The 16432-nt window shown below is 60.0% G+C and carries 13 protein-coding genes; 2 read left to right on the top strand and 11 right to left on the bottom strand.

Going from position 1 to position 16432, the window contains the following annotated elements; translation table 11 throughout:
- Positions 1-74: 74 nt before the first annotated feature.
- Positions 75-4070, bottom strand: coding sequence for a type IIG restriction enzyme/methyltransferase (locus J4D99_RS20675; RefSeq protein ID WP_208133652.1), 3996 nt, complete (start codon positions 4068-4070; stop codon positions 75-77).
- Positions 4071-4229: 159 nt separating this feature from the next.
- Here J4D99_RS20675 and J4D99_RS20670 point away from each other — a divergent pair, with 159 nt between their 5' ends.
- Together J4D99_RS20670 and J4D99_RS20665 are read left to right on the top strand one after the other, a co-directional pair.
- Positions 4230-5156, top strand: coding sequence for a toxin-antitoxin system YwqK family antitoxin (locus tag J4D99_RS20670; RefSeq protein WP_208133651.1), 927 nt, complete (start codon positions 4230-4232; stop codon positions 5154-5156).
- A gap of 11 nt (positions 5157-5167) precedes the next feature.
- The gene (locus J4D99_RS20665) at positions 5168-6355 is read left to right on the top strand and encodes a restriction endonuclease (protein ID WP_208133650.1); all 1188 of its coding nucleotides are present in this window, start codon (positions 5168-5170) and stop codon (positions 6353-6355) included.
- Between the two features lie 43 nt (positions 6356-6398).
- On the opposite strand, the gene J4D99_RS20660 is transcribed toward J4D99_RS20665, so the two are convergent.
- From J4D99_RS20660 to J4D99_RS20615, 10 genes are all read right to left on the bottom strand, one after another.
- Complete coding sequence (locus J4D99_RS20660) at positions 6399-7277, bottom strand: hypothetical protein (RefSeq protein ID WP_208133649.1); 879 nt, start codon at positions 7275-7277, stop codon at positions 6399-6401.
- Between the two features lie 22 nt (positions 7278-7299).
- On the bottom strand, positions 7300-8709 hold the full coding sequence (gene traM / locus J4D99_RS20655; RefSeq protein WP_208133648.1) for a conjugative transposon protein TraM: 1410 nt from the start codon (positions 8707-8709) through the stop codon (positions 7300-7302).
- 11 nt (positions 8710-8720) lie between these two features.
- Positions 8721-9644 carry a DUF4138 domain-containing protein gene (locus J4D99_RS20650; protein WP_208133647.1) on the bottom strand — a complete coding sequence of 308 codons (924 nt, stop codon included), beginning with the start codon at positions 9642-9644 and terminating at the stop codon, positions 8721-8723.
- A 20-nt stretch (positions 9645-9664) separates the two neighbouring features.
- Positions 9665-10405 carry a conjugal transfer protein TraK gene (locus J4D99_RS20645; RefSeq protein ID WP_208133646.1) on the bottom strand — a complete coding sequence of 247 codons (741 nt, stop codon included), beginning with the start codon at positions 10403-10405 and terminating at the stop codon, positions 9665-9667.
- Positions 10406-10474: 69 nt separating this feature from the next.
- The gene (locus J4D99_RS20640) at positions 10475-11152 is read right to left on the bottom strand and encodes a hypothetical protein (protein ID WP_208133645.1); all 678 of its coding nucleotides are present in this window, start codon (positions 11150-11152) and stop codon (positions 10475-10477) included.
- A gap of 12 nt (positions 11153-11164) precedes the next feature.
- Entirely contained in the window at positions 11165-12265 is a 1101-nt protein-coding gene (locus J4D99_RS20635) for a conjugal transfer protein TraG N-terminal domain-containing protein (RefSeq protein ID WP_208133644.1), read from the bottom strand.
- The gene (locus tag J4D99_RS20630; RefSeq protein WP_208133643.1) at positions 12262-14913 is read right to left on the bottom strand and encodes a VirB4 family type IV secretion system protein; all 2652 of its coding nucleotides are present in this window, start codon (positions 14911-14913) and stop codon (positions 12262-12264) included. The genes J4D99_RS20635 and J4D99_RS20630 overlap by 4 nt, the downstream gene beginning before the upstream one ends.
- Complete coding sequence (locus tag J4D99_RS20625) at positions 14894-15241, bottom strand: hypothetical protein (protein ID WP_208133642.1); 348 nt, start codon at positions 15239-15241, stop codon at positions 14894-14896. Before J4D99_RS20625 ends, J4D99_RS20630 begins: the two co-directional genes overlap by 20 nt.
- Before the next feature lie 12 nt (positions 15242-15253).
- Positions 15254-15673, bottom strand: coding sequence for a hypothetical protein (locus J4D99_RS20620; RefSeq protein WP_125440581.1), 420 nt, complete (start codon positions 15671-15673; stop codon positions 15254-15256).
- A gap of 55 nt (positions 15674-15728) precedes the next feature.
- Positions 15729-16196, bottom strand: coding sequence for a hypothetical protein (locus J4D99_RS20615; RefSeq protein WP_208133641.1), 468 nt, complete (start codon positions 16194-16196; stop codon positions 15729-15731).
- Positions 16197-16432: the final 236 nt, after the last annotated feature.

Below are 16432 nucleotides of genomic sequence, written 5' to 3'. Positions count from 1 at the left end.
CTAAGCGCTAATTGTTAATGCTATTTCACCTATGGCCTTGGAAACCAGAGAGCATAAGTTCTAAGGGACATGTTCTAATTTGCATAGGGCGCAGCCGCAAATGCAGTCACTTTATCTCGCACCAATTCGGATTCCTCTGTTGTAAGCCCATATAGCTGATAGACCAACTTATCAATGGCTTCTTCAGCGGTTACCGTTTTTGCCTTGTCATCTTTTGACCGGGAGGTAAGAATGTCATCCACTAGGTGGGCTAACTCAACCTTTTGGGATGTTGTAGGCTCAGGTATCGGAATTTGCTCTATGTATTGCCTTTTCCAACGCAAGAAGCCACTTCGAATTACAGGGCTGATGTTGCAGAAAAAGTACTGAACGACTTTTGAATTGAGAATTCCGAGTAAGTATTTGTCTTCGAGCGGAATGAAAAAGGCTGTCATATCCAGATAGAAGCCATTTCTGTCAATAGTAAATTGATTTCTGCTAGCGATGTCTGGAAAAATTATTTTTGGTCGTTCGTAGTCATCATAGTAATCGCAAGAACGCAACTCCCACCAGTAGTTCCCCATATCGGAACGTGCCGAAGCCGCTTTTTCAAAGGGTAGCAAATGTTCTGCAATAGCTGGATAATTAGAAGTTAAAGCTTCCCAAGCCGTATCGAATACAGGTGAAGCAGGCGGGATGAGTTGACCACCTTTTTTGACTTGTTGCCATCCCATTTGGCGTCGGGTCCAGCCGCTAGGAATTAGCACCAAAAATTTGCCTGTGCTAAGCGGTGAATAATGTTTGATGTCTCGGCCGACCAGATAGGGTTTAATTACCTCTTTGGAACGGGGGTCCTGTGCTATAAGCCGGTCCCTGGTAGCTGCATCAATTATAAAAGCAGCATTATAGCCGGTTTTGATGCCAGAGTAGACTTTCCCGCCGTGGTACTCCTTTAGAGGAGCACCTGCCTGCTTAAGCTTATCCAACAACTCTTGGCCAGGTACATCGGCCATAGTCCACCCGTCCGCTTTCAAAGTATTCTGCGATACGATATGGACGTGTGTGTTTACCAGCGAGTCAAGAGAAGGCGGAGGTAGCTTAGGGATTGCAGCAGCACGAAAGCTACTATCGACTGTAGGCTCTTTGCGCTGAACAGTCAGAATGGCGGGATAAGCTTTAGTTTGAGGAAATACATATAGGTCGCCAAAATCAACAAACTCAACTATTTCGTGTGCCCTCTGCAGCCACCGACGTAAGGGTACACCGTAACTGGAACTAAGCCACTTATTTGGTGCTAGCAGGGACATCTCGCCACCTGGAGCTAAAAGGTCTAAGCCCAATTCGATGAAGTAGACATAGAGGTCTGCCTTACTATCGAAGGTGGAAAATCGCTGCTTGAAAAAGGGCTTACTGTTGATAAATGCTTCTTGGCGAATGTATGGTGGATTGCCCATCACAACGTCAAACCCTTGGAATTGAGCATCATCATCTAATACTTCTGGAAACTCAAAACGCCACTCAAATGCATTTTGAAAAAACAGCCCTTGTTGATGCTCTGCCAGTTCTTTTCTGCGTTGTTCAACCAGCTGTGTGTGTTTAAGATGTTCAGAAGCGTATATCTCGTCGCTTACTCGCATCATAAAAAGGTCAGTGCGCCCGAGTTCTAGCCTTTGTAACTGCTGTTCGGCGTCCCGTAATTTTTTGACGTAAGGGTCTGCTTGACTGATATTTCGACTGACATTAGCCTTTAGTTCAGCCAAGGCCGTGTCTAATTGCTGGCGCGCAGCCTGCCCACTGGCACCAAAGTATTCGTGCACCATGGTACGATAACGTGCTACTGTGATGCCCGACCGGCGGAAGACTTGCCCCAACGGAGCTTGCAACGCGTGTCGGCTGATAAGGGAGTTTCCCGTGCGCACGTTTAAATCCAAGTTGGGCAGGGTTTCTAAGTCGGCAAACCCAGAATCTGGCCGATAGTAGGCGTGCTTCAACAGCTCTATCCACAAGCGCAGCCGGCAAATGCGGACGCTGTTTGGGTTTAGGTCGACGCCGAACAGCGCATGCTCTATCAACGCGCGCTTTTCATGGAACAGCGTGGCCTGCAGGCGGGTAAACTTGTCGGCCACTTTGCGCTGGCCCGTCTCGGGGTCGTAGTGCGCTACCTGGTAGAGAGCCAGGGCGTCGGTGTCGTTGTCGAGCACGATGAGCTCGTCGTGCTCTACCCGCAGGGTGTAATCCAGGTACTGGCCATCGGCATGCACCAGCAACTTTAGGTCTGCTTTCAGCGCCAGCAACTCATTGAGCGCGCTTACCAAGAAGTGGCCAGAGCCCACGGCAGGGTCGAGGACCGTCAGGCCGTTAAACCATTGGCTGTATTCCGCCCGGCGCTTTTTATCGAAGCTGTCACGCAGGTCTTCCCAGGTGGAGCAGCCCTTGAGCTCGGGGAATTTGCTGGCGCCTTGCCCCTGGGTAAACCGCCGCACCACCGCGCGGCGCAAGGTGTGCCGCGCCATATACATGGTCACAAAGCCCGGGGTGTAAAAGGAGCCGTCGCGGTAGCCGTTGATTTTCTCAAAGACGAGGCCTAGAACAGCCGCTGACAGCAGGGGCCGGGCGGGCGCGGCGGTGCTCGCCGAGGGGGCGCCCTTTTCTTCCCCGCTGCCCACTTCGCCCAGGGTGGAACCAAAGTCAAAGGCATCAAGGAAGCCTAGCAGATACGGAAGGGCCAACCAACTCCCTGCCGCATTGGGTGCGGCAGCGGGTGCAGTAGCGCCCTTTTTTCGCAATACCGAATGCGAAAAGGGCTTGAGACCGGCGCGGTCATTCAACTCGCGGATGTAGAGCACCTGCTCCTCCAGCGGGGCCGGCTGAAACAGGGACGAGTTCAGGTAAGGCAACTCGCGGAAAGCCGCCCGCACGTCGGCGGGCCGCTGAGCGGGTGGACGGTTCAGCACGCCAAAGAAGAGCCCGTGCAGCTCATCGAAGTCGGGAAGCCGCGCGTAGGTCAGAAACCGAAACGCGCCGGCGTGCTCCGCTGGGTGGTAACGCACCAATTGCCCTTCCAGCAGCTTGAGAAACAGCAAGCGGTTCACCCACATCAGGCACAACGCCAGCGCTACTTCTTCGCGTTGGACTTCCGCCGTGTCCCCGTAATCGGCCAGGGTATCGGTGGGCACTCTGCTCAGGCCGTGGCCAATGTCCATCTGGTAAAGGATGTTTTCCAGCAGGGAGCCAGGTTGGCGCTCTGGCTCCGGGCAGCGCCCAATCTTCCGCACGCCGCCTTGTTCCTGCTCTTTCAGGCCCATTAAGTACAGCAGCTCGTTATAGAACTCCTGGTTCAGGGTATTGGCGTCGGGCCGGGTGTCGGGGTATTCTTTCAGCAGGTAGGCAGGCCCGAAGATGCGCCAGAGATGGGCCAGCTCCGTGTCGCCGAGGGCAGCCCCCGGAACGAGGGTGACGTGTACGGCCTGCAGGGTTTCGTCAAGCTTCTTAAGGTGCTCGCCCGCGACGTTCTTGTAGAAATAATCCGTGGTGGTGCCCGGCAAGGCTCCCTTTTTAAACTTCTCAAACAACCCGTGAAAGGCTTTGTCCTTCACGAACAGGCGGTAAAAGTCCCGCGCATCGAAGATGTACCAGTCGAACCCCGTGGTCACGATGAGGCGGCTCAACTCCGCGGCCTCCCCAATGGCTTCGTCCTCGCAATAGTAGTACACCAGCTCCTGGAATGCCTTGCGGTTGAGGTCGCCGGGCGCCAGCATTTCAGCGGTGTTCTTGTTGCCCTTCACTTCTACCAGAACCCCCACCGGCGATGCCGCCGAGTCGCCGAAGTGCAGCACTAGGTCCCGGTTGCCCTTGCTATTGACGTAGCGGGTGGACGCATTGGTATGCAGCCCCGGCCCGGTAGCATGCTCTAGAAAGGCCGTGATGTGTTTTTCCCCGTGCTTCTCCCGCTGGGTGGGGTCCAGATGCTTCAACAGCTCGGCGAGCCGCTTTCTAAATTCGGATAGTTGCCCGGCCGTCGGCTTCAGGCGTCGAAGAGTAGAATCGGCCGCTACAGCCTGAGATGGGGATAGAGTTGATAAGGCCAGCATAGCGGCAAGTTACGCTTTACCAACCTCCGGAGGGATTTTTTACTAGCTGGTATCACCTTCATGGAAAGTGACGAGCGTCCGAAAGCGGTGGAGGTCGGAAACATCATCCTTAGTACATTTACCTTCCGCCATTCCGCTTATCACCCACCCATTCCCTGTATGGTAAAACGCTACTCTTTCTACCTCTTACTCCTTGTAACAAGTCTACCCGCGCTGGCTCAGCGGCCCAAACCGGCGGCTGTTACTTCGCCCCCCGCTGATACCATCTACTTTGACCGGGACTGGGAGCGCACCGAAACGCTGGAGGAAGTGGCCTACGCCCGCATAGCCCGCCACGATGCGAGCGGCAAAACCGTGGGTTCCGTGAGGGACTATTTCTATCCGTCCTGGAAGAAACAAGGCGAAGGCAAGTTGCTGAGCGAAAGCCCCGACGTGCTGACGGGCCTATGCACGGGCTGGTACGAAAATGGCCAGCTCAACTTCCGGGGCACGTATGTGAAGGGGCAGGCGCAAGCGGATTTCAAGAGCTGGCGCGAGGACGGGCGCGAAATCAAATGCCGCTACTCGACCCAGGACGCGCTACCCATCAGTACAGCCACCATGCACTGCTCGAATTGCATGCACTTGAGCCGCAAGGTATTTGAGGTTGACATACCCGAGGGAGCGGTGGGCATTATGTACAAGCTGGATGTGCGCGACGAGGGCCAGCCTCCCATCACTTGGACCACGGCACTTAGCTTGGCCGGGGCCATGAGCAATCCGGCTACCGGCACCATGGCCCTGATGTCTTTTGCGGCCTCGAAGATTGACAAGCAGACCACCGGTGGGGCTCCGACCAAAAGCACGAAATGCCACTGGTACATCACGCCGGACGCCGAGGCCGCTCAGCAATTTTTGGACACGAAAGGCTACATCACCAAGCCCAATGTGTGCTACAAGGCGGAACAGAACACGCCGACGGAAACAAAGTCACTGGCCATCAAGCCTGGTACCCGGCGGCTCTACGTGTGCGTCAACAACGATAATTACACGACCGATGCCACGGCTACGCTGAGTGTGACGGCGCTGGTGCAAGCTTGCCAGTAGTCTGAGTGCTTATGGACCAGTATCTATGGTTGGCTGTGCTCGGATTTGTGGCGGGACTAGTTCTGTTGCTCGTTCGAAAAAACCAGCTTGAAAAGAAGATGGCATTAGAAAAGAGCCATCTCAATGCAGAGTACCAAACCAAAAACGCTGAATTAAACAGCCGCGCGAAAGCGCTGGACAAGTGGGCGACTGAGCTGACCCGATTGGAAAAAGTACTGGCGGAAAAGAGCAAAAGCTTTCCTTGGCTCGCAGGAGCAATTGCGGACGTGGTATTGCTTAATAACAATAAGATAGCCGACTATTTAGCCTTCAAGCCTCATCCTGCTAAGTCATCTGCGCAGACTGTGCGTGAAGTTGGAAAAGAGAAACGCATCCTTGCTGCTCAACTTAAGCACCTGCAGTATGTCATCAACCAGTACGAAGGCCTGTTCCCTTTTCTAACGGAGTTTCGTGAAGGAGAGATTGAGGAGGCATTGCTGGAGATAAAAGACACGTTTGGCGAACAAGCACCGCAGGAAGCAGACCCGGTGAGTGTCTATGTGACGGCAGGTGAGTATAATAGCCTCTCCGTAACCGAGCGAAATCAGCGGGCCCTTGAGCGGTATATGCAGGGGCGGAAAAGCCCTTATCAGCTGGGTCGGGACTATGAGCGGTACGTGGGCTACTTGTATGAGTGCGAAGGCTATACCGTTACCTACTTCGGTATTGAGAACGGCAAGGAAGATATGGGCAGAGACTTGATATGCCGTAAGAATGGAAACACCCTAATTGTCCAATGCAAATACTGGAGCAAGCACAAGCTTATCCACGAGAAGCACGTCAACCAACTGTTTGGCACCACAGTCAAATTCTACTTGGATTCAGCGCAGAAAAAGCTAGCCGAGCAGTTACACCTTTTTCCACAGTTGCTGTCCGCCAATAACATCACAGGGGTGTTTTGCACTTCTACGGACTTGTCCGATACAGCCCGCAAGTTTGCCCGGGCTTTGGGCATTCAAGTGCGAGAGCAAGTGAAGCTAGGAGCCTTTCCGATGATAAAATGCCACATTAGTACGGCAACAGGTGAGCGAATTTATCATTTGCCATTTGACCAGATGTATGACCGAACCAAATTGGACAAAGCGGGAGAGTTTTACGCGTTAACTGTAGCAGAAGCCGAGGTCCAGGGCTTTAGAAGAGCCTGGCGCTGGCGCGGCTAGGTATAGGCAGTTAGGCTCATTAAGGGAAGGCAGTCTGAGTAAGCTAAAATCTGCCTGACCTACTAATACTCTTTAACAGCTGATTCTGCAGTAGCTGGTCCCGGTAAGCCCCTTCTACGGCCTGCCGAGCGGGACCAGGCCGGCCCGCTTCGTGGATGAGGCGGTCGGCTTCCTGCCGCAATTGCAGGGCCTTTACCATGTTGTCATTGGCCTGCCCCATGGCCCGTAGCCGTTCGGCTTCGGTCATGGAGTACCGGCCGGGGTTCTTCAGCGTGGCCATGAGCTCAACGCTTTGCGCCGTCATCTCGTCGGCAATCTTCTGGTAGTTGAAGGCCGTTTCGACGTTTTTCTTCTTGAGCACTTCCTCGTAAGCATAGGCCGATGCAAAAGCTTCCTGCCGCATGTTTTTGTAGTCGCGGTAGGTAAAGGACTGGGCCCCATTGCGACCAATATCCAGCCCCGAGAAGGCCTGGTACACCGTTTCCACGTCCTGCTCGGTGCGGCTCTGCAGCGCCTGGCGCAGGCGCCGTGCCTTGTTCACCGGCGGCATGTAGTCCGGCTGGGAGCTGGTATTCATGGCCATGGCCCGGCCGAACAGCTCCAACGGGTTGGCGTAGCGCAAATCCTTCACCGATGCCACTTTGCGCAGGTCGGCCTGAATCTGGCGCTGCAGCTCCAGCCCCTCGTAGGTAAGCTCCTTCACCTGGCCGGTGATGTCGCGGGTGACGCCGGCAATCTGGCGGGCATCCTTGATGACCTGGTAGTTCTTAATGGTCTCGGTCCACTGCTTGAGCTGCTTGGCAAATTGACCGATGTGCACGCCCATGTGCACGGGGTCGTTGACAACCATCTGGGCAGAAACGAGGTGCGGAACGGTGCTGGCCACAACAGCCAGCGCGAGGGCAAAGGCAATCCTTTTCATGGCTTGGACAGTGACGTGATACTTAGTTATTAGCCGTGGGCGCGCCCGCATCAGTCGCGCCGGTGGTGATGAGCACCGGGTAGCCGTCGGGCAGGCGCACGTCGCGCAGCTTCTGGCGGGGCGTGGAGGCCCGGCCCACCATAGCCGCTGCTACCCGGCCGCCCACACCGACCACAGAGTTGGCTGCTGAAGCTGAGCGGTCAATGGCCAGGCCTACTTCCTGGGCGCCGATGGCGCGGGCATCGTTTAGGGGGTTGTCGGCGGCCGGCAGCGGCTGGCGCTTCTGCGGGTCAATCATGAGCCCGGGCAGGTAGTGGTAATCATAGATGTCGGCGGCCACCCGCGTAGGGCCCAGCCGGCTGATGCGAATGGCCACGTGGTTGGTTTCGACGCTGGCCACGCCGGCAAACACCAGGTTTTTGGGAAAGGTCTGCCCGCTGATAACGGCGTCCTCGACCAGGCGCAACAGCACGACAGAACCCGTGCGAATCTTCTGCTCGCCGTTCACCACGGCTTTATAGAAAATATCTGGCAGCAGCTGCGTCTGCCCATTATCGGCAGCATAGCGGTAGGAGCCCGCCTTGATGGTGCCAAATGCATCATAGGCCATAGCACTATTGCTACCCGGCGCATCGGCACCGCCGGCCCGTAGCGCGGCCCGCCGGTCAAAGTAGCGACGCCCCGTCATCTGCTCGTACGAAGCACGCGAGGCCGGAGAAGCCGCGTCGAGCATGTCCAGCACGTCGTCGTTTTGCTCATAGGGCACTCCATCGGGGGCCGTGCGCGGCCGGGCCCCAGCCCGTAAATGCCGGCGCGGGTCAGCGCCGTAGCCGGAGCTGCGGCCCCCGGTTTGCACCACCGGGATGCGCACGGCCCGGTAGGCGCCGGTCTGTGCATCCACCGCTGTTACTTCCGTGGAGTCGGGCGGCGGCAGGGCCGCGCGGTTCGCGGCCGCCCGAGCCTGCCGCTCCGCTGCGGCCAGCGCCGTGCGCCGCCGGAGGGCCGCCTGACCTACCGTATCGACGGCCATGCCGCCGGCCAACTGGTCCGGGGAGGGAACGGTGCCCGGCAGCTGCGCCCCGGCTTGCCGCGCGGCCGCCTGCTTTTGCTCCAGCACATCCGTGGGAGCTGGGGCCGCTTCGGGCGTGGCCGGCGCAATGGTGGGCTCCAGATTTTGGGAGGTCGCCGCCACGGGGCTGGCCTGCTGCGCTACTTCCTGAGAAAGGGAGCGAGCGTAGAAAAACAGCGTCACGGCCGTCAGCAGGCCGATGCCGACCAGCAGGGTCAACCAGTGCCGGCGGGCCAGCTCTCCTACAGAGGGGCGAGGTGTGGCGGGGGTAATAGATACAGAAGCAGGACCGGAAGCGGGCTGCGGTTCGGTCGTGGAATTATCGCCGGCAGGATACACCGGCTGCATGTTGTGCTCGGACATGGTAAGATGTATTAAATGGCGGCAGCCGTGTTGATGACTTTGCTCGGCACTTTCAGCACCAGCACCCGGGCCCCGAACTTCTCGCGCAGGGTGATTTCCAGGTGGCCCCGGTCGGTGGCCGCATAGAGCGGCACGGCGTATAGCAGGTAGCCCATGGCCCGGGCCGGGATGGTTTGGCTTTCGGCCCCGCCGGCAGGCGCCAGGGGCCGCCGGGCCTCATTCTTCTTCTTGCCCAGAAACTTCTTGCGCGAGTTTTCCACCAGTTCGAAGTCAGTGAAATCCACGGCATAGTCGATGGTGGTGGTATTGCGCAGCTTCAGGCGCAGGTAGGTAAAATCCTTGTCGTTGCGTACGTTGGCTAGCGAGAGTACCAGGTCGTTGTCGGCGGTGCGCAGCCCACTGGTATCGGCATGCTTGGCGGTGGCCAGCTTGGCCAAGCGTGTCTCGGCCAACTCCCGCTTTTCGTGGCCCTGGTCCAGGGCCAGCGCATCATCCACGCCGGCGCCATTGCGGGCATTGCCGCCGGCGCTGACGCCCAGGGCGCCGCCATCCTGAAAGTCGTAGAGCTGCAGCACCGGCCGGCCAGTGTACACCAGGTGCCCCATCCAATAGCGCGAGCCGTAGCGCACCAGAATAGGCGTGGGCGGCGGGTTGCGCCGCTTGGCCCGCACGAAGACGGCGTTACTCTCAATCTTGACCAGGTAGTGCGGTGCCTGGCCCACGTCGACCAGGGAAACCGGCCCCGGGAAAACCAGGTAGGTCGTCGAGGAGTCGGAAACAGCTATTTCCAGCTGCATTTTCGGCGCCACGTTAGCCGGGTGCGGGGCTTGGACACCGGCGGAACGGGTGACAGTCGAAGCTAAGGTCTGCGCTAGCAAGTTGCCAGGTAGGAGCGCCAGCAGCGCGCAGGTAGCAAAGGAGAAAGGGAAACGCATAGGAATTGGATAGGAGTAGCTTAGTGAGCAGGTTGAGCCGCAGGAGCCGGCGTTGTAGGGACCGGTTGCGCCAGGGGCACGCCAGCGGCTTCGGCTTCTTCGCGCAGCTTGCGCTGCCGGGCCTGCTCCTGGTCGCGCAATTGGTCTTTCTCTTCCTGCGTGACGGGCGGGTTGTAGGGGATGAAGTCGAAGTCGGTGATGAGCAGACCGAAGGGGTTGGCGTCAGAGCGGTCGGTTTCGATGAGTGCGAACTTGGCGCCTAGGGGCTTGCTTTGGCTTTGCTGGTCGCCGATGAACACCGTCTGCTTGATGTAGGCGCGGCCGGTGATGGGGCGGTGGTTCATGTCCAGGTGGATGCTGTCCACCGTGACGGCCTGCCGGGCGCCGTAGCGGATGTAGTTCTGCAGCACCTGTCCGCGCTGGAAGCTCTCGAACAGAAAGCGTCCGCCGCGCTCCTCAATCAGGGGCAGGCCGGCGTCGAGGTTGTGCTTGAAGCTGTATTGGTCGTGGCCGAACATGGTCAGCAGAAAGGTCTTGACCAGGTTGCGGGCCTCGAAGGGCGTGTGGCCCGCGCCGCGGCCAATTTGGGCCGAGAAGGAGCCGGTATCACTGACGACGTACACGCGCTGGCCCGTGGATTCATAGGCCCGGTAGAGCAGCGCCCCGGCGGCCACTGTCACTACCCCCAGCAGGGCCAGGGCCGACAGCGCCATGGTGCGCATGGTGATAAACGTCTTATTTAGGTCTTGGACAGAGTTCATGAGTGAGTTGAAGTGGATGGAGAATAGAAGGAGCTCAGCCGCCCGGCCTTTTTGCCCCACAGCCCACTGCTAGAGCGGCAGGTAGACCATCTTGCGAGAGTCAGGCGGCCCCAGCGGATTTTGGTAGGGGTACAGCACCAGGCGGTGCACCTGGCCAGCCGCGGGTGTAGTGGCATAGGCGTAGGCCACCCCGCGCACAGTTACGGGCTGCCCCGGCTTGAGCAGGATGGGCGCAGCCGCTGCCTGGCCAGGAACGGTCACCTCGGGCTCTCGCAGCGAAAAAGTGTTCAGGGTGTCGGGTGCCCACGGGCCCTCCAGTGCCATGACGGCGGGTATTTTCTCTCCCGGGCCGTAGCCCATCGGCTTCCACTTGAGCACGGCTTCAAAGGGCAGGCGGTAGCCGGGGGCCACCGACGGGTAATTCCCTTTGATGGGGCGCCACAGAATGGGTAGCTGCAGGATAGCCGGCTGCGCTGCATCTGCCGCTTTAACTGATACCAGCTGCAGGTAGCCGTCCTTAGGCAGTAGCTGCTCCAGGGCGGGCCGCAAATCAACCGGCTTATCGGCAGCTATTTGCGGCGGTTTGGTTGTAGCAAGGCTCCAGGCAGCTGCCCGGGCTTTGGCTTCGGGAGAATTGGCCACTGCGGTGGCGACTTGCTGCAGCTTTTCCGCCGCGGCTTCGTTGTCGCTCTTGCAGCCGGTCAGAAGTACGCCTGCACCCAGCAGGCTTAAAAGAAGCTGTTTCATAGAAGGAATTGGTTAGCGCCGGCGGCGCGTGGGCGCGCCTGAATCGGCGGAGGACATGGTGGGCAGTTCGGCCGAGGCTGAACCCGAAGGCGCACTGCTGGCCCCGCCTCCGGAACTGCTGCCGCCCTTGTCAGGGCCGAAGCCCAGCTTGCGACCTAGAGCGCCGCTGGCCCCGCCGCCGTAGGCGCCGGGAAATACCACGCTGCTCACGGCCCCGGCAGCCCCTGCCACGGCCCCACCGAACATACCCACGAAGCCCTGCACCGCCGAGGAGCCGATAAGGAAGCTCGTCAGCCAGGGCACCATGCAGTAGAGGATGACGAAGCCGATAGAATTTATGAGGTAGGTTACATCATTGGCGTAATCGCCCGGGGTCATGCCGGTGGGCAACAGCACGTTGCCCGTCGCGGGCCGGGTGCCGGCGTAGTTGGCGTAAATGGTATCCAGCAGCGAGTAGGTCAGGGACCAGAACTGCACGGCCATGAAATTTTGCAGCCACTGCTTGCCCAGCTGCGCGAAGGGCGGCAGCGCGGAAAGGCAGATGGCAATGGGCCCGCTCACGTACAAGAAGGCCACGATGTACTGACGTACCATCACCAGCACCTGCCGGATGAGCACGACGGTGCTGGTCGTGAACAGCTCAGTGAGCAGGTTGAGCAGGGAGAAGTTGGTGAGCTTGTCCCAGAAGGAGGTGATAGCGCCAATCTGGTCGTTGACAAAGCCGGCCGTGTTGGTAGCCTTGTCGGGCTCGATGGAGGCGGCCCCCGCCGGATTGGTCAGGCTTTGCAGGGCCTCGGCAATGAAACCGGGCTTAGCCGGCGCCACCAGGCTGGAAAACCCGCCGATGGCCCCGCCAATCAAGTCCATGAAGTCCCGGTAGAAGAACAGGATGAAGTACACGAACAGCGCCTTGAGCAGGGGCGAAAAGTCCATGCGCAGCTGTCCGCCCTGCAGGTAGCCCCGGCCCACGGTGTAGAGCAGCGCCACCGAGAGAAACGGAGGAATCAGGTAAAGCTGGCAGGCCTGCAGCACCTTGCGCAGGGCCCCGTCCGCCGCCGTGATGAAGTCGGTGTCGAGGTCCATGCCGACGAGCAGCAGCAGGGGCGCACTCATGCCGGCAGCGCCCCCTTGCGCTTCTGCTTTTCTTCCACGAACTGGTCGACGGCGAAGTCCAGCCGCTGCTCGGTGACGGTGGTGTAGGTGGGCCGCCCGTCGGCGTCGCGCACCAGGTTGCCCAGCGCGTCGCGCACTTCCACCGGCCGCTGGCGCTGGTAGTGCCGCACGAGCTGGTTGAGGTAGTTGCGCTCGGCCGGCCGCGAGGTCAGCACGGCGTCGAGCTGGGGTGAGGCTTCCAGGGCGTATACCTTGGCCTGGGCACCCTGCTTGATGAAGAACTCCCGGAATGAGTCGGTGGAGCGCACCGAGCGTATCAAATCCATCTCGTGGCCGGTGAGGCCCAGCGGCGCCTGCAGGCGGGTGAGCGAGGCCTCGTTGGAGTGGCGCAGGATGATTTTGGTGGAAGAGTTGTCAATCAGGGTGTAGCCGATGGGCGAGTCGATGATTTCCTGAATGCCCTGGGTGATGATGGTGATGGAGCCGTTGGTTTTGCGGATGGTGCGGTACATCGACACGATGAACTCCTCCAGCACACCCGAGAGCAGTGCCCAGGCCTCGTCGAGGGCGATGTACTTCACCGCGTCGGGAAACTGCCGGAACAGGTCCAGGCTCAGCTCGGTGATGAGCATGGCCACCACGGGGTAGAGCGTGGGGTCGGTTTTCACTCGGGCCAGGTCAAAGCAAATCAGCGGGTACTGGCTCAGCTGGGCCTCACGGGTGGAGTTGAGCACCTTGGCGTAGCGCCCGCCCGTCACGAACTCACCCAGCACGAGGAAGAACTCGTGCATGTCGATGTACTTCATGTCGGTCTGGTATTGGGCCCGCTGCAGGGCCAGCACGGCGGTGCTCTCGTCGGGTGCTTCCCCCTCCCCTGCCGCCGGCGTTTCGGCCCGCATCCACTGGTCGAAGCGCAGCACGTACTTATAAAAGCTTTCCATTCCCGGAAACTCCTCGTCCGACTGGCCCAGCCGCTCGTGCTGGTTCAGGTCGTGGTAGTAGCCGGTCAGAAAGCGCGAAAGGATGGTGCGCTCGGATTTGCTCAGGGCGCGGTCCTTGCCGCCTTTCCAGAGTGCGGCCAGCAGGGCCAGGTGGAAGTTGAGCTTTTCGTCGGAGTAGTGCCAGGGGCCGTTTTCGCCCTCCCTCGGTAGCAAAAAGGGGTTGAACTCAATCGGGTTCTGCGGGTCGTACTCGAAGTAGGTGTTCTCGAAGTCCGGCCCCATCAGGCTCTGGAACACGTTGCGGTAGGTGCCCCCGATGTCAATGATAATCTGGCGGGCGCCGCGCTCGTAGCGCTGCACGATGAAGTTGCCGAACGTGTAGCTCTTGCCCGAGCCGGAGGGGCCGATGACCAGCGCGTTCTGGTTGTCGAGGTCGGTGTTGAACAGGTTTACCTTGACCAGGTTGCGGAACCGGTCACACAGATACTCTCCCGTGGGCTCGGGCCGGTAGGTGGTGGTCCAGTGGAAGTAGCAGGCTGCACGGTCGGCCGAGGTAGTCAGCCAGCGGTCCGGTACCTGGTAGGCGTTGCCGGGCGCCAGGCCGAAGAACAGCGGCAGGGTCAGGTAGCTTTCCACCACCGCTTCGGCCCCGAAGATGGACCGGAAGGCCGCCGTGGTCTTTTCCACGTGCTCGCGCCGGGCCTGGTCGTCCACGTCCCAGAGCAGCACCGACAGGTGCAGGCCCACGACCTGCTTGCTGCCCGAGCGAACTTCGGCCGTGAACTCGTCAATCTCAGCGGCGCGCAGGTGGTTGTCCTGGGTGGCCAGGAAAGAAAGCGAATTATTGATTTTCTTGTCGTTGTCGAGGCTTTTGAGCTCGGTGCGGGAGTCCTGAATCAGCATGGCCTGGGTGAGCACATGCGGGCAGGAGAGAAACGCCGTGAGCGGGTAGAGCATGGGCGAAGTGACGCCGTAGCCATTGCGCACAGCGGGGTGGGCCTCCGAGCCCTGCCCAACCAGCGAGACGATGCTCACACGGTTCTCGCCCACGGTGAAGGCGCCCGGCACGTTGCTGATTTCGCGGGTCAGCCCGGCGGGCTGCTGGTCAAATTCCAGGTTAAAGTACTGGGTGAAGACCTGCGGCAGCTGCGCCTGGTTGAGGCGGCGGTAGTCAAGGCCCCCGAGGCCGCGCAGGCTCTGCAGCAGCTCGGTGGCGATGCGCTCGGCTGCGTCCAGGGTCTGCACCACGCCGGCAAACGGGTTCTTGGCCAGCTTCTCGCCGGCGCGGTTCACCAATGCACTCAAAGCATTCGGCCGAACGGGCTTGGCTTCGTCGGCGGGCGCAAACGAGACGAACAGGTAGGCCCGGTGGAAGAGCACCAGCCGGTCGGAAAAGTGCGCGTTCATCTTGCCCTCGAAGTAGCCGGGGCGGGCTTCGCCGATGCCCTGGAAGGGCCGGTCGTAGTAGATGTCGGTTTTCTGCACCACCGTGCCCACGGGTAGGGTGCGCAGGGTCCCGAGCAGCGCCGACTGAAGGTTGGCAAACTCTTCGGCCTGCCAGCTCTCCATTTCGGGGCATTCGAGGACAAAGCCGACGCCTACGCGGCCATCCCGGAAGATGACCTTGTCGTCCTGGTAGGCATAGGCCGGGTGCAGGTCCGCGAAGTCGGCAGTGCGGTCGGCAGCCTTAGCGGTGGGAATGTTCATGCGAAGAGGGAAGTGCGGTGGCGCCGCCCGCCGAAGGCCCCGAACGGGCGCGGCCCAGGGCAATGCGGCGCGGCTGCCGCCGGTGGAAGGAAAGCCAGCTGAGCAAAAAGCCCGGCGGGCGGTGCTTGGCCAGGTAGCGCAGGGCATAAAGCAGCACTACCAGCACCACCAGAATCAGCAGGTAGAGGAAGCGCGGGACGGTGACGACCAGCCCCGCGACGCCAATGGCCAGCACGGCGGCCAGAAACAGGCCTACCACCAGCCCCAGGTCCGGCAGGTTCATGCCCAGCACCTGGGCGGGGCGCTCGATGCTTTTGTAGGAACGCATGGGCCGGTTTGCTTAGGGAGTGACGCCGCCTTCGCCCCCGCCCATGGCGCTGGCCAAGTCTTCTTTAAAGTAGTTGAAGCCGAACCAGAGGATGACGCCGCCCATGAGCCAGCCCAGGGAGCCCAGCGCATCCGGCGCGCCGCTGATGAACTTCTGCACGACCCGCACCAGGCCGATGGCCAGCACGATGATGAAAAGCACCTGCACGATGCTGATGACAATGGTCTGCACGCTACGCAGAGCGCCCACGGCGCGGCCGCCGGCACCAGACTGGCCGAATACCAGGGCCGGGGAAGTGGCCAGCAGCAGGGCCATGGCGAAGCGTTCGGCGCGGGAGGGTTGGTAGGTGTGGCCCGCCGCGAGCAGGCGCAGCCCGCCGGCCGCCGCTTGGGCGGCGCCATGGTGCAGGCGCGTGAGCAAGGGAGTTTGCATGGAAAAGGAAATGGGTGAATGGAATGGAAAAGCAGATAAGGGAAAAGCGTAATCTTTAAGCGGAGGCCGGCGCTGCGCGGCGGTTTTCAAGGGCGGTGCCCATCAGGGCGCGCATTTTGGCGCGGCGCTCGGCCGCGGTGAGCTCCACGCTACGGTTGTGCTCGTCGGTGGCCGTCGGGGCCGGTGCCGTGAGGTAGTTGTGCCGGGCGCCTTCCGGCAGCTGCCCGGCTTCGGACGCTTGGGTCGAGGGTTCCTCCGATTCGGGCGGCGCAGTTTCAGCTACTGGTGCCTCTTCCGGGCTGAGGGCGGGCTGTTCCGGTTCGGGAACAGGGTCCGGGGCTGGCGGCACCACTACAGGCGCCGGGTAGAAATCAGCCAGCCGATAGTGCCGGGTGCGCAGCGAAGGGTGGTTGCCGCCGAGCACCGGCGGTGCTACCGCTGCAGCGGCGCCCGAGGGCATTGCAAAGCGCCACCAGAGCACGCCCAGGGCCGATAGCAGCAGAAAGAGCAGCAACCAGAGCATCGAGTTCAAGCAAGCGGGTCGAAGTTTTTTGTGAGCATTTGCGGCAACTATACGGAGCACTTCCGTATAAGTTCTGCTTTAGGAGAAGTTTTGAAGCAGCTATGGCGAAGCTTTGGAGTTGTTTGACGCCAAGACCGGCCTAGCTATGTACCGACAGCAAGTGAGTTGTGCACGCGGCCGGCTGGTTTGCTACCTTGCGCGCCCTCTAATTGCTGCTGCATGACCACCTCCATTCC

It is taken from the genome of Hymenobacter sp. BT559 (genome assembly GCF_017571525.1).
GTDB classification, from domain to species: Bacteria; Bacteroidota; Bacteroidia; order Cytophagales; family Hymenobacteraceae; genus Hymenobacter; species Hymenobacter ginsengisoli.
Note: the sequence above shows the minus strand (reverse complement) of the source record. Positions and strands in the feature narration are given on the sequence as shown.

What these genes read in the sequence shown, in the direction of transcription:
- J4D99_RS20635 (WP_208133644.1), bottom strand. Translation starts at nt 12,265, where the DNA reads ATGAGTGCGCCCCTGCTGCTGCTCGTCGGCATGGACCTCGACACCGAC.
- J4D99_RS20675 (WP_208133652.1), bottom strand. Translation starts at nt 4,070, where the DNA reads ATGCTGGCCTTATCAACTCTATCCCCATCTCAGGCTGTAGCGGCCGAT.
- J4D99_RS20670 (WP_208133651.1), top strand. Translation starts at nt 4,230, where the DNA reads ATGGTAAAACGCTACTCTTTCTACCTCTTACTCCTTGTAACAAGTCTA.
- J4D99_RS20615 (WP_208133641.1), bottom strand. Translation starts at nt 16,196, where the DNA reads ATGCTCTGGTTGCTGCTCTTTCTGCTGCTATCGGCCCTGGGCGTGCTC.
- J4D99_RS20630 (WP_208133643.1), bottom strand. Translation starts at nt 14,913, where the DNA reads ATGAACATTCCCACCGCTAAGGCTGCCGACCGCACTGCCGACTTCGCG.
- J4D99_RS20620 (WP_125440581.1), bottom strand. Translation starts at nt 15,673, where the DNA reads ATGCAAACTCCCTTGCTCACGCGCCTGCACCATGGCGCCGCCCAAGCG.
- traM (WP_208133648.1), bottom strand. Translation starts at nt 8,709, where the DNA reads ATGTCCGAGCACAACATGCAGCCGGTGTATCCTGCCGGCGATAATTCC.
- J4D99_RS20640 (WP_208133645.1), bottom strand. Translation starts at nt 11,152, where the DNA reads ATGAAACAGCTTCTTTTAAGCCTGCTGGGTGCAGGCGTACTTCTGACC.
- J4D99_RS20650 (WP_208133647.1), bottom strand. Translation starts at nt 9,644, where the DNA reads ATGCGTTTCCCTTTCTCCTTTGCTACCTGCGCGCTGCTGGCGCTCCTA.
- J4D99_RS20665 (WP_208133650.1), top strand. Translation starts at nt 5,168, where the DNA reads ATGGACCAGTATCTATGGTTGGCTGTGCTCGGATTTGTGGCGGGACTA.
- J4D99_RS20645 (WP_208133646.1), bottom strand. Translation starts at nt 10,405, where the DNA reads ATGAACTCTGTCCAAGACCTAAATAAGACGTTTATCACCATGCGCACC.
- J4D99_RS20660 (WP_208133649.1), bottom strand. Translation starts at nt 7,277, where the DNA reads ATGAAAAGGATTGCCTTTGCCCTCGCGCTGGCTGTTGTGGCCAGCACC.
- J4D99_RS20625 (WP_208133642.1), bottom strand. Translation starts at nt 15,241, where the DNA reads ATGCGTTCCTACAAAAGCATCGAGCGCCCCGCCCAGGTGCTGGGCATG.